This is a genomic window from Bradyrhizobium iriomotense (assembly GCF_018129405.1).
Taxonomy (GTDB): domain Bacteria; phylum Pseudomonadota; class Alphaproteobacteria; order Rhizobiales; family Xanthobacteraceae; genus Bradyrhizobium; species Bradyrhizobium iriomotense_B.
Window position 1 is genome coordinate 1 of the sequence record NZ_JAFCLP010000007.1, and the last position, 12,674, is coordinate 12,674.

At 66.2% G+C, this 12,674-nt stretch carries 8 protein-coding genes and 1 pseudogene; 2 read left to right on the plus strand and 7 right to left on the minus strand.

What is annotated here, in order from left to right; all coding sequences use genetic code 11:
• Positions 1-213: 213 nt before the first annotated feature.
• Both JQ592_RS16825 and JQ592_RS16830 read right to left on the minus strand, forming a co-directional pair.
• Entirely contained in the window at positions 214-810 is a 597-nt protein-coding gene (locus tag JQ592_RS16825; RefSeq protein ID WP_211403938.1) for a DUF2147 domain-containing protein, read from the minus strand.
• A 157-nt stretch (positions 811-967) separates the two neighbouring features.
• Positions 968-1,996: an NAD(P)/FAD-dependent oxidoreductase gene (locus JQ592_RS16830; RefSeq protein ID WP_211403939.1), complete on the minus strand. Its 1,029-nt coding sequence runs from the start codon at positions 1,994-1,996 to the stop codon at positions 968-970.
• A 182-nt stretch (positions 1,997-2,178) separates the two neighbouring features.
• Here JQ592_RS16830 and JQ592_RS16835 point away from each other — a divergent pair.
• Positions 2,179-2,647 (plus strand): annotated as a pseudogene (locus JQ592_RS16835) (acyl-CoA thioesterase).
• Between the two features lie 6 nt (positions 2,648-2,653).
• Here the strand turns inward: JQ592_RS16835 and JQ592_RS16840 are convergent.
• Positions 2,654-2,974: a 2Fe-2S iron-sulfur cluster-binding protein gene (locus JQ592_RS16840; RefSeq protein WP_018642875.1), complete on the minus strand. Its 321-nt coding sequence runs from the start codon at positions 2,972-2,974 to the stop codon at positions 2,654-2,656.
• Between the two features lie 174 nt (positions 2,975-3,148).
• Positions 3,149-3,523 carry an Hpt domain-containing protein gene (locus JQ592_RS16845; RefSeq protein ID WP_211403940.1) on the minus strand — a complete coding sequence of 125 codons (375 nt, stop codon included), beginning with the start codon at positions 3,521-3,523 and terminating at the stop codon, positions 3,149-3,151.
• A gap of 398 nt (positions 3,524-3,921) precedes the next feature.
• Between JQ592_RS16845 and JQ592_RS16850 the strand changes: the two genes are divergently transcribed.
• Complete coding sequence (locus tag JQ592_RS16850) at positions 3,922-9,636, plus strand: negative regulator of septation ring formation (RefSeq protein ID WP_211403941.1); 5,715 nt, start codon at positions 3,922-3,924, stop codon at positions 9,634-9,636.
• A 236-nt stretch (positions 9,637-9,872) separates the two neighbouring features.
• Here the strand turns inward: JQ592_RS16850 and JQ592_RS16855 are convergent, their stop codons facing one another.
• From JQ592_RS16855 to JQ592_RS16865, 3 genes are read right to left on the minus strand one after another with little or no spacing between them, the layout of a single operon-like run.
• Positions 9,873-10,745 (minus strand): MlaD family protein, encoded by an 873-nt coding sequence (locus JQ592_RS16855; protein WP_211403942.1) that lies wholly within the window; start codon positions 10,743-10,745, stop codon positions 9,873-9,875.
• Positions 10,746-10,761: 16 nt separating this feature from the next.
• Positions 10,762-11,532, minus strand: coding sequence for an ABC transporter ATP-binding protein (locus tag JQ592_RS16860; protein WP_211403943.1), 771 nt, complete (start codon positions 11,530-11,532; stop codon positions 10,762-10,764).
• Between the two features lie 2 nt (positions 11,533-11,534).
• Positions 11,535-12,668, minus strand: a complete 1,134-nt coding sequence (locus tag JQ592_RS16865; RefSeq protein ID WP_211403944.1) for an MlaE family ABC transporter permease — start codon at positions 12,666-12,668, stop codon at positions 11,535-11,537.
• Positions 12,669-12,674: the final 6 nt, after the last annotated feature.

The following is a 12,674-nucleotide window of genomic DNA, read 5'->3' on the forward strand; positions in this document are numbered from 1 at the left end:
CATCGATCGACTTGACCAATGACCAACCTGTCAGTGATGTGTCCGAACAGGTGTCAGCCATGTCTCCGGTCTAAACAGAAGGCGGGCAATCCAGTATTCCAGAGAAAGTGCGGGGATACGGAGGAGCCGGGGCGTACTGGATTCCCCGCCTTCGCGGGGAATGACGGTAGTGTCCACGGCAACAGCCGTGACGACTACAGCAGTCGCGCAGCGCTACTGCTTCGGCGCCGGCGCCATCATCGCGCCGCCCTTCTTGGCTGCGGGCGCGGGTGCGGGCTTGGTCGCGGCGGCCTGGGCCGGCAGATACTTCGCGACGATAGCGGGATCGACCTGGGCGATGTTGGCGTCGGGCAGGCGCGTCCAGGTTTCGTCCTTGCCGAGCAGCGCGATGCCGAGATAGCCGCGCAGCGTCAGGGTCTGGCCATCAGGACTGACCTTCATGTTGGCCTTCCAGATCTGGCCGTCGCGCGGATTGAGCACGTTGCCGCCTTCGTACTTCAATCCCTCGCGCTTCATGTTGCGGACGAAGGAGATGCCGAGCACCGGTGCATTCTTGCGATCGTCGGTGCACTTGCTGCAGACCTCGTTCGGATCGTCGCCGGGCCGCGGGAAGGTCTTGGCGATCACGCCTTCGAAGACGCCGTTGTGGTCGATGAAGAGGAACCACCCGACCGTCTTGCCGTCCTCGACCTTCTGCCAGAGGCCCGCAGCCGTCGGCTCCGCGGTCTGCGCGGCAGCCGGGCTCACCACGCCGAGCAGCGCAAGCGCGAGGAAGGGAAGCAGCCGAAAGCTGGAAATGAGAGTCCGCATTATCATCACCTTGCTGAGCCAATCGCCTTTGCCAAGCCAACCGCCTTCCAAGCCGATCGCCTTCCAAGCCAAGTCGGGGATGGCCGCACACTACGGCGATTTCGCGAACGGTTCCAGCACCAGAAACATGGGGCATCGCCTTGCCGCCCCCTCGGCGTCAGTTGACTCCGAGTTTCTTTTGCAGGCTGGACGACGAGGTCGTGTACTGGAACACGAGCCGCTTCTCCGGATAGACATAGCGATGGGCTTTTTGCGACATCAGCGCGCCCTCGTGGAAGCCGCACAGGATCAGCTTGATCTTGCCGGGATAGGTGTTGATGTCGCCGATGGCGAAGATGCCTGGCACGTTGGTCTCGAACGCTGACGTCTCGACCGGCACGAGGTTGTTCTCGAGCGCAATGCCCCAGTTCGCGACCGGACCGAGCTTCATGGTCAGCCCGAAGAACGGCAGCATGGTGTCGCAGGCGACCTCTGTGATGCTGTTGTCGTTGCCCTTGACGGTCGCACCGGCGAGCTTGCCATCGGCGCCGGAAAGCGCGGTGACCTGGCCGAGCCGCAGATCCATCTTGCCGCCCGCGACCAGCGCCCGCATCTGCTCGACGCTGTGGGGCGCGGCGCGAAACTCGTCGCGCCGGTGCAGCAGCGTGATGCGCTTGGCCAGCGGATGCAGATTGAGCGTCCAGTCGAGCGCGGAATCGCCGCCGCCGACGATGAGCACGTTCTTGTCGCGGAACGTCTCCATCTTGCGCACGGCGTAGTGCACTGAGGTGCCTTCATAGGCCTCGATCCCCGGCACCGGCGGGCGCTTGGGCTGGAACGAGCCGCCGCCGGCCGCGATCACCACCACCTTGCATTCGAACACCTTGCCGGTGTCCGTGGTGCAGCGGAATGCGGGATCGCCGATCTTCTCCACGGTCTCGATCATCTCGCCGAGATGGAAGGTCGGGTGGAACGGCTTGATCTGCTCCATCAGCGCGTCGGTGAGCCCCTGCCCCGAAACCTGCGGAATGCCGGGAATGTCGTAGATCGGCTTTTCCGGATAGAGCTCGGCGCACTGGCCGCCGACCTTGTCGAGGATATCGACGAAATGCACCTTCATGTCGAGAAGGCCGAGTTCGAAGGCGGCGAACAGACCGCAGGGGCCGGCGCCAATAATCAGCACATCGGTTTTGATCACGTCGCTCATGTCGTCTCTTTATCGGTCGTTATCGGTTGGACGGCGCCCGTTGGGCAGAGGTGACCCTGCCTGTCTAGCCAACGGGGATGGAACAGGGAAGGCATAAAAGCGGGATCGCCCCGCAGCCGCACCCACTTGCCGGGCCAAAATAACTGGGCTGTAACGAGGGTGGATATGACGGAGATCAATCGGTGAACGCACCAGCCCGCCTCGACACGACGCCGCGCCTTGAGGACTTTCCGTTTCGCCTCAGCGACAACGTGCGCTTCGGCGATCTCGATCCCAACCAGCACGTCAATAACGCGGTCTACGCCACCTATTTCGAGACCGGCCGTGTCACGCTGATGAAGCTTCCCGAATACGGGCTGACCCCGCCCGGCCTCGCCTGGATCATGGTGCGGCTCGACATCCATTTCCGCGCCGAGCTGCACTGGCCGAACACGATCGAGCTCGGCCTTGGGGTCGTGAAGCTGGGACGAACGTCCGTGACCTTCGAACAGGTCGTGTTCTCGAACGGGAAGTGCATTGCGTCAGCGACGTCGGTCGGCGTCCTGCTCGACGAGGCGGCCGGCGCCGCTGACCCCAGAGGTGATCGAGAAGTTCAGCCCCTGGCACAAGCGCGGCATCGAGGTCGCGCCGCCGGTTATCCAAGCTATTTAGAGACGATCAGGCCTGACGTTCCGGCGTCGCCACGACCAGCCCGTCGAGGTCGTCGGAGACCTTGATCTGGCAGGACAGGCGCGAGTTCGGGCGCACGTCGAAGCCGAAATCGAGCATGTCCTCTTCCATCGGCGTCGGGCTGCCGACCTTCTCGCGCCAGGCTTCGTCGACATAGACATGGCAGGTCGCGCAGGCACATGCACCGCCGCATTCGGCTTCGATGCCGGGAATGCTGTTGCGGATGGCGGCTTCCATCACGGTCGCGCCGTTCTCGATTTCCACCGTGCGGGTTTCGCCCTTGTGGTCGACAAAGTGAATCTTGGCCATGTGTGCTCGTGCTGCCGCGATGTTGGGAATGAAGGAGGGTCCGGGCTGTCCTATAACGGGTCGGTTAGCCCGGCGCCATAGCGTTTTCGAGCGGCCTGGATCCCGGTTCGCGCGCAGAAAACGCGTCAAATCAAACGACTAGTGCGCAGGCCCCATATTTGTGGGGGCGTCGGCCTAATGCTTCAGGATCGCCGCGATCGCGGCACGGACCTCGGCCACCGCCTCTTTCAGCGCGGCAAGTGCATGGAGCCGGTTGTGGCCGGTCCGAACCGCCGTCTCGAGGCTGGCGGCAGCATCGGCCACCGCGAAGGCGCCGATCCCGCGGGCCGAGCCCTTGAGCGTGTGCGCGAGCGCGCCGGTCTCGGCCGGCAGCGCCGCCATTGCGGCGAGCAGGCGGACCGCCTGCTCGGCGAACATCGCGAGCACTTCCTGTTCCAGCTCAGTGTCGCCGAGCGTCATCCGGGAGAGGTGGTCGAGATCGAGCGGGCTGTCGATGGGCGCAAGCGGGGGCGAAGGCATCCAGTCCATCCGTTGCAGTTCAGGCGTCATGGCGCAGGCCCCGGCATCGCGCGACGGTTCCGCCGGTCCGGCGGGTACGGTTCGCCTCAGCCAAGCACGAAAATGGTTAACGAAATGTTTGGGCTGTTTTACGTAATTCCGCCCGTTTATTGACGAAAAGTCGCCGCAATTGGCCGGGTTCCGTGGAGAATTTCATTTATTGCTAAGGCGTTACGGCCCGATCCTGTTAACGATGATTAAGATTGTCTTAATCGCAGGCATTTCATTCGCGACGCTCTGCCAATAGGATGTTGCGGAAATTAGCGGACAAGCCGTCCGGGTGGGGACGGCTCGGAGATCCGCATAAGCGGCATGATCCGGTCTGTGGGCTTGCGTAGCGCGCAGGGCTCGCGGGGGGCGTGTACAAGTAACGAGGGCTCGGACTGAACATGGCGAACACTCCCAAAAAGGTCAAAGACCCCACAGAAGTTGCGCTTTCTGCGATCCAGGAAGCCCTGAACATCAGCGACACCGCTGCGGACACCAGCCGCAACGCCTCGATGCGGAGCGAAACGGCGCCTCAGGTGGAGCCTCCGCCGCCCCCGGTCTTCGACGATCCGAGCTTCGAGCCGCGCCCCGCTGCCAACGAACGGTCGACCGTGTTCGATCCGATCGAGGAGCCGCGCACCACACGCCGCGCCGCCAATGACGACCGCGAGACCATCGGTCAGCTGCTCCAGGCGCTTCAGAGGGGCCGCCCTGCCCGCAGCGTCTACACCTTCGCCACCATCTTCGCCGGCGTCTGGCTCGCCGCCTGTGCGGCGCTGACGGTCGGCTTCCTGCCCTCGATCCAGGCCGCCATGGGCCAGAGCGGCGGCGTGCTCGTCATCGCCGGCCTGATCGCGATGTTCTTCGCGCCGATCATGCTGTTCTACTTCCTGGCCAGCCTCGTCTGGCGCGGCCAGGAAATGCGCATGATCGCGCAGGCGATGGCGCAGGTCGCGATCCGCTTCTCCGAGCCCGAAGGCTCGGCGTCCGATTCCATGGTCACCGTCGGCCAGGCCATCCGCCGCGAGGTCGCGGCGATGGGCGACGGCATCGAGCGCGCGATTGCGCGCGCCGGCGAGCTCGAGACGCTGGTCGCCAACGAGGTCGCCGCGCTCGAGCGCGCCTATAGCGACAACGAAGTGCGCATCCGCGCCCTGCTCCAGGACATCGCGCATCAGCGCGACAATTTGGTCGGCCAGGCCGAGCAGGTCCGCAGCGCCATCTCCGGCGTGCAGATCGATCTGCGCCACGACATCGCGCTGATCTCGGACGCGATCGCCTCGCGCGTCGACGAGGTCGCCAAGTCCATCACCGGCGCGCTCGAAGAGCGCGGCGCCCACATCACCCAGGCGCTGAGCAATGCCGGCGACAACATGATCCTGGCGCTCGGCGAGCGCGGCGGCGACCTGCTCGACCGCCTCGAGGAAGCCAGCAACGAGACCACGCGCGCCGTGCTCGACGCCAGCGAGCGGCTGACCACCAGCCTCAACTTCAAGACCGGTCACGTCCACGACGAGTTCGTCGACCTCGCCGACCGCGTCCACGAGATGCTGAACGAGCGCATCGACCGCATCACCGGCGAGTTCGAGCAGCGCTCCGCCGCGATCGTCGACGGCATCTCCGAGCGCACCGAGCAGGTGCACGACAGCTTGAAGAACTCGTCGGACTCGCTGCTGCTCGAGCTCGAGCTGCGCTCCAGCGACATCTCCGCCAAGATCGACGACGCCGGCAGCCGCCTCGCCAACCAGATCATGACGAGCGGCGACAAGGCGAGCGAGGCGCTCGACGCCACGGTCAACACCCTCGTCGCCAAGGTCGTGAGCCAGACCGAGACCGCGCACGACTCGCTGTCGCTGCAGATGAGCGCCTTCGACGAGCTGGTGAAGAACCAGGGCACCGAGCTGGTCGAGAAGTTCGCCCGCGACTCCGGCACGCTCGGCGCGCTGATCACCCGCCACATCTCCGAGTTCGACCGCACCGTGAAGACGTTCGGCGGCGAGATCGTCGAGCGCATGGGCCAGCGCACCCAGGACATCCATGAGTCGCTGAAGACCTATGTCGACAATTTCGACACCCGCTTCACCTCCAACGGCGGCGAGATCACGGCCCTGCTCGACCAGCGCCTCGTGCAGTTCGAGACCACGATCGGCGAACGCGTCAACCATCTCGATGCCTCGCTGAACGGCAAGATCGCCGGCCTCGACGGCACGATCGAAGGCCACATCAAGACCTTCGACGACCAGCTCAGCGGCCGCGTCGCCGCGCTCGAACAGTCGTTCGACAGCCGCGCGAAGTCGATGACCGAGACCATCGACGGCCGCCTCAACACGCTCGCCACGTCGCTTACCGACGGTGCCGCACAGGCGATCCAGTCGGTCGATTCCCGCCTCACCCACCTCACGACGTCGCTCACCGACGGCGCTTCGCAGGCCATCGAGACCATCGATGCGCGCCTCAACCACCTGACGTCCTCGTTGACCGATGGCGCGTCGCAGACCATCCAGTCGATCGACACCCGTCTGACCCACCTCACGACGACGCTGACGGGCGGCGCGACGCAGGCGCTCGAATCCATCGATACCCGCCTCACCTACCTCGCCACCGCCGTGACCAACGGCGCCTCGCAGGCCGTGCAGTCGATCGACACGCGCCTCACGCTGCTGACCTCGACGCTCACCGACGGCACCGCGCAGGCGATCGAGGCGGTCGACCGCCGCATCACCGGCGTCACCGAGATGATCGACGGCCGCAGCACACACCTGACCGACACGGTCACGGCGCGCTTCCAGGACATCCACCAGACCATCGAGACCAAGGTCGGCTCGGTCGCCAACGACATCGACGTGCGCGTGGCGCAGTTCGAGGACCTGCTCGGCTCGCGCGTCGAGGCCGTCGCCGGCCGCATCGAGAGCAGCGGCCGCCAGGCCAGCGAGGACATGATGTCCCGCGCCGAGATGATCTCGACCGCGATCCGCTCGCATGTCGAGGACGCCGAGCGCTCGCTCACCAACCTCGTGGTCAACACCAGCGAGACGATCCAGACCGGTGCGCGCACCGCCCAGCAGTCGCTGATGACGGTCTCCTCCGACGTCAACGCCCAGCTCAAGATGACCGCGACCGAGGTCGAACACGCGCTGACCTCGGTCGGCACGGGTGCCGCCAACGCGATCCTGTCCAGCGCCCGCGAGGCGCAGTCGACCCTGGTCGCGGCCTCGGGCGATGCCTCCACCCAGATCAAGGGACTCGCAGCCGACGTCGAACGCACGCTGTCGGCGGCCGGGTCTGCGACCGCAGCCTCGATCCTGGCCGGCGCCCGCGAGGTGCAGACCACGCTCGTCACGGCGTCCTCGGACGCGGCCAACCACGTCAAGACGCTCACCGCCGACGTGCAGCGCTCGCTGTCGATGGCCGGCGTCACCACGGCGGAATCGATCACCGCCGGCGCCCGCGATGCGCAGTCCGCGCTTGTCGCGGCCTCGACCGAGACCGCCAACCAGATCAAGGCGCTGTCCTCGGACGTGCAGCGCTCGCTCACGATGGCGGGCACCGCGACGGCCGAGACCATCATGTCCGGCGCCCGCGAAGCCCAGAGCTCGCTGGTCACGGCGTCCTCGGATGCGGCAAGCCAGGTCAAGTCGCTCGCGGCCGAGGTGCATCGTTCGCTCTCGCAGGCCGGCCAGACGACCGCCGAGACCATCACGACCAGCGCCCGCGACGCCCAGAGCACCCTTCTTGCTGTCTCCGCAGAGCAAACCGGCCAGGTCCGCTCGCTCGCGGCCGAGATGCAGCGCGCGCTGGCGACCGCCGGCGGCGCCACCATCGAGGCGCTCACCAGCGGCGTCCGCGAGGCCCAGGGCACGCTGATCTCCGCCTCGACCGATGCGGCCAGCCAGATCAAGTCGCTGACCACGGACATCGAGCGCACGTTGACCGCAGTCGGCGCCGACACCGCCTCGACCATCCTCAACAGCGCGCGTGAGGCCCAGACCTCGCTGACCTCGACTTCGGCGGATGCCGCGAGCCAGATCCGCACGATCTCGACCGAGATCGAGCGCGCCCTGAGCACGGCCACGACGAACGCGACCAGCGAGATCCAGACCAGCGCGCTCAACGCCCAGAACGCGCTGATCTCCGCCTCGAACGAGGCGAGCTCGCGGGTCAAGTCGAGCTCGGCCGACGTCGAGCGCTCGGTGCTCGCCGCCAGCTCCAGCTTCGGCCAGGCCATGACCGGCAAGACCGACGAGATCGTCACCTACGTGCAGCAGCAGGCCGACCGTCTGTCGAACATGATCGACGCCAAGCGCGGCGCGCTGGTCGATGCGATCGGCTCCAAGACCAGCCAGCTCACGCTCGACATCGACCGCGTCACCTCCGACGCGCTGAAGTCGATCGAGACGCGCGGCCATGCCTTCTCGCAGACCATGATGGGCAACGGCTCCGAAGTCGCCCGCACCATCAATGCGGCGAGCGAGATCGCCACGAGCGCGGTCGGCAAGTCGCTCAAGGACCTCGAGCAGTCCTCGCGTTCCGCGATCGACCAGTCGCGCCAGGTCTCGATCGCGGCCGTCACCGAGATGCAGGAGACCAGCAAGATCCTGCGCACCGATACGGTCGCCCTGTTCGAGCGTCTGCGCGAAGGCAACATCCTCCTCCAGGAGGTGCTGACCGGCGCGCACGACAACCTCAACTCGCTGGAGCGGGCGCTGGTGACGCGCGTTGCCGACTTCGTCTCGGCGATGAACGACGTCACCTCACGCAACGGCGCGGCGACGCAGAACCTGGAAGACCAGCTCAACGTGTTCAACAGCAAGACCACGAAGGCGCTCCAGGATCTCGGCGAGCTGTCGACCCAGTTCGACAAGCACGGCAAGGCGCTGGTCGATGCCGCGCAGGTCGTGGAGCAGAGCAACAAGAACACCACCGCCTCGCTCGCCGAGCGCAAGCAGGCGCTGGAATCGCTCGTCACCACGATCGACCTGCGCACGGCCGACCTCGACCAGCGGCTGTCGCGCTTCACCGGCCTGCTCGATGAATCGCTGGCCGCGGCCGAAGAGCGTGCCCGCGACATCGCCCGCGTCGTCGCCGAGACCGCCGGCGCAGGCTCGGCCGCGATCACCCGCCAGTTCGAGGCGGTGCGCGCGGCGTCCGAGGAGGAGCACCGCCAGACCATCGAGGCGATGCACGACATCTACCGCCAGACCACGGACGAGGCGGATACGATGTTCAAGCAGTCGACCGAGAAGTTCACCAACCTCGTCTCCAGCATGAAGCAGATGGCGTTCGAGATGCACAACGAGCTCGAAGCCACCCGCAACGAGCTGCGCCGCGGCGTGCTCGAAATGCCGCAGGAGGCCGCCGAGAGCACTGCGCAGATGCGCAAGGTGATCGTCGACCAGATCGAGGCGCTCGCCGAGCTCAACCGCATCGTGGCCCAGCACGGCCGTGGTCTCGACGTCTCGACGGCGGGCCGCGCTTCTGTCGCCGTCCAGCGTCAGGAAGAGCCGATGATGGCGACCGTCGGCGGTCGTGGTGCCGAGACCCGCATGCGCGACACCGGCAGCGCCTCGACGCTGCCGCCGCCGGACCTCGGCATGCCCGCTCCCTCGCGCCGCACCGAAGCGCCGCCGGTCGCGCCCGGCGGCAACGACCAGGGCCGCGACGGCTGGCTGTCGGACCTCTTGAACCGCACGGACGCCAACCAGGGCGCCCCGGCCGGACGTGAGGCTCCCCGTGCCCGCCAGGCACCTGCACCGCAGCCGCAGGCCCCGCAGGCGAGCAGCAATCCGCTGGAATCGCTGTCGCTCGACATCGGCCGGCTGATGGACCGCAACCTCGCCGCCGAGATGTGGGACCGCTACCAGCGCGGCGAGAACAAGGCCTTCACCAAGCGCCTCTACACGCCCGCCGGCCAGAAGGCCTTTGACGAGGTCGCCCGCAAGTACCGCGCCGACCGCAACTTCAAGGGTACCGTCGACCGCTACGTCGCCGAGTTCGAGCGCCTGCTCGACGAAGTCGCCCGCGACGGCCGCGGCCCGCAGGAGCTGCGCGGCCACCTGACCTCGGAGACGGGTCTGGTCTACACGCTGCTCGCACACGCGGCGGGCCGGCTGGGGTGAGCGACGGATAGCGAATAGCGAATGAAAACGGAGGCCTCGCGGCCTCCGTTTTTGTTTGGACTTGTCATCAGGAGCGAAACGCTCGACCACAAATTCGCTGTCGTCCTGGCGAACGCCAGGACCCATACCGCGAGGTCCATCGATCGCGCTCGGTGGGCGTACCGAACGACCGGTCTTCGCCAAACTCCTCCCTGGGGTAATGGGTCCTGGCGTTCGCCAGGACAACAGCGGAGAAGCTACTGCCGCCTGCGCTCCTGCGCCGCCGGCTTCGGCGGCTCGGGCGGCGGGGCCGCTTGCGAGGAGTTGCTGGCGCCGAACAGCACGCGGGTCGGATTGCGATCGAAATTGTTCACGGCGCGGCTGATGTCGCCGAGCGTACGGCGGCCGTCGCTGATCAATGCGCCGGAGCGCTTGTCGAAATCGTCGGCGAGTTCGCGGATCGACTTCACCGCCTGGAACAGCTCGCCGCCGTCCTTGCCGCCGGCCAGCGTGTTGAGACCGAGCATGAGGCTGTCGGCCTTGAGCATGACGCCGTCGACCTTGGCCATCACGCCGTCGATCTTTTCGGAGTTGCGCGCCAGTGAGTTGGTGAAGGTCTCCAGATTCTTCAGCGAGTTCTTCACCGATTCCTGATTGTCGGCGACGATCTTGTTGATGTTCTGCAGCGTGCCGCGGATCGCCTCGGTGACGTCCTGAAGCTTGTTGGGGTCGGCGGTCAGCGTCGGGATGCCGTCCTCGTCGAGCGGCGGCGGCGGTGCCGCCTCCTCGCCGCCCTTGAGCGAGATCGCGGCAACGCCCGTGAGGCCCTGGAATTCGAGGCCGACCAGGGTGTCCTTGCGGATCGGGGCGTTGTTCTCGACCATGGCGAGTGCGACAACCCGCCGCGGGTTGTCGAGTTTCACCGAGACCACCTCACCTACCCTGATACCGTTGAAATTGACGCTGCCGCCGTTGCGCAGGCCCGCCGCCGGGCCTTCGAACACGACGCGCAAGGGGCTGCGCTGCTTGGTGGTGTGCAGCGACTGGAACCAGAGCACGAAGCCGATCGCCGCGGCGATCACCGCCAGCGTGAACGATCCGATCAGGACGTAATTCGCCCGCGTTTCCATCAAGTGCTCCGGCTACTCAACTCATGACCGCGCGGGCGCGCTTGCCATGGAAATACTGCCTCAGCCAGGGATGCTGCGAGGCCTGCATGTCGGCGATCGACCCTGCCGCAATGATCTTACCGTTCCCTAAAACGGCGATGCGGTCGCAAGCGGTGTAAAGGCTGTCGAGATCGTGGGTTACCATGAAAACGGTCAGACCCAAAGTGCGCTGGAGCGTCCGCACCAGTTCGTCGAAATCACCGGCGCCGATCGGATCGAGCCCCGAGGTCGGCTCGTCCAGGAACACGAGGTCCGGATCGAGCGACAGTGCGCGCGCCAGCGCGACGCGCTTGATCATGCCGCCTGACAGTTCCGACGGGAAACGCTCGGCGACTTCGGGCTTGAGCCCGACCATGGTCAGCTTGGCCATGGTGATCTCGTCCATCAGCCGCTGCGACACGCGAAGATATTCGCGCATCGGAAACTGGATGTTCTGCCGAACGGTCAGCGAGGAGAACAGCGCGCCCTGCTGAAACAGCACGCCCCAGCGCCGCTCGACGTTGCGGCGCTGCGACGTGCTCGAGGAATCCAGATCGACGCCGAACACTTCGATGCTGCCCGCGACCTTCGGCACGAGACCGATGATGGTGCGCGTCAGCACCGACTTGCCCGCGCCCGAGGGGCCGACGAAGCCAAGAATCTCGCCGCGCTTGACGTCGAGGTTGAGCCCGTCGAGCACGCGCGTTGCGCCGAACTGCACAGTGATGTCGCGGACGCGGATGATGGGATTTTGAATCTCGCCTGCCATCGTCACATCCCGATCGAGGCGAAGAAGATGGCGAACACGCCGTCCATGACGATCACGAAGAAGATGCCCTTCACCACCGATGCCGTGGTGTGCTGCCCCAGCGATTCCGCGCTGCCCTGCACGGCGAGCCCCTCGACGCAGGCGACGATGCCGATCACGGCGGCCATCACGGGCGCTTTCACGATGCCGACGATGAAGTGGTCGATCGAGATGGCGTCGCGCAGCCGCAATAAAAACGCTTCGGGATCGACGCCGCCATAGAGCCAGGCGACGAGGCCGCCGCCATAGAGCGCGGCCATGGCGCCGAGGAAGGCGAGGATCGGCAGCGCCAGCACCAGGGCCAGCATGCGCGGCAGCACCAGCACCTCGATCGGGTCGAACCCCATCGTACGCAGCGCGTCGATCTCCTCGCGCATCTTCATCGAGCCGAGCTCGGCGGTGTAGGCGCTGCCCGAACGGCCCGCGACCATGATCGCGACCAGCAGCACGCCGATCTCGCGCAAGACCAGCACGCCGAGCATGTCGACCACGAAGATGTCGGCGCCGAAGCGGCGGAAGTGGAAAATACCCTGTTGCGCGATGATGCAGCCGATCAGGAAGGTGATCAGCACGATGATCGGCACCGCGCGCCAGCAGACCTGCTCCATGTGGTGCACGGTCGAGGTCAGGCGGAACGCGCGCGGGTGGATCAGCACGCGAAAGCCCGCCGCCAGTACCGCGCCGAGCATGTCGATCAGGCCGGCCACGGTGCCGCCGACGCCGGCCACGGCGCGGCCGATCTGCTCCAGCATGCCGGTGATGGTGATCGTTGAGGTCTCGACCACGGGCGTCGCCCGGACCCGACGCACCTCGTCGACGAGGCTCGAATAATTGGCCGACAGCCCCGCGATCTGCGCCTCGACCGCGCCTTGCGTCAGGCTGCGGCGCAGCCGCTCGATCAGCCAGGCGCCGAACGTGTCGAGCTTGGCGACCTCGGAGACGTCGATGAAGATGCTCTGCGGACCGCCGGCGAGCTTCTCGGCATCCGCCACCATCCGCTCCAGGACCGGCGCGAAGCTCGCGGTCCAGGTTCCGGTGGCGCAGAGTGCCAGCGCGTTGCCCTTCGCAATCCGCTCCAGCTTCGGATCGCTGTTCAAGATGTC

Coding starts and splice junctions, on each gene's coding strand:
- JQ592_RS16850 (WP_211403941.1), top strand. CDS start 3,922: ATGGCGAACACTCCCAAAAAGGTCAAAGACCCCACAGAAGTTGCGCTT.
- JQ592_RS16845 (WP_211403940.1), bottom strand. CDS start 3,523: ATGACGCCTGAACTGCAACGGATGGACTGGATGCCTTCGCCCCCGCTT.
- JQ592_RS16825 (WP_211403938.1), bottom strand. CDS start 810: ATGCGGACTCTCATTTCCAGCTTTCGGCTGCTTCCCTTCCTCGCGCTT.
- JQ592_RS16840 (WP_018642875.1), bottom strand. CDS start 2,974: ATGGCCAAGATTCACTTTGTCGACCACAAGGGCGAAACCCGCACGGTG.
- JQ592_RS16860 (WP_211403943.1), bottom strand. CDS start 11,532: ATGGCAGGCGAGATTCAAAATCCCATCATCCGCGTCCGCGACATCACT.
- JQ592_RS16855 (WP_211403942.1), bottom strand. CDS start 10,745: ATGGAAACGCGGGCGAATTACGTCCTGATCGGATCGTTCACGCTGGCG.
- JQ592_RS16830 (WP_211403939.1), bottom strand. CDS start 1,996: ATGAGCGACGTGATCAAAACCGATGTGCTGATTATTGGCGCCGGCCCC.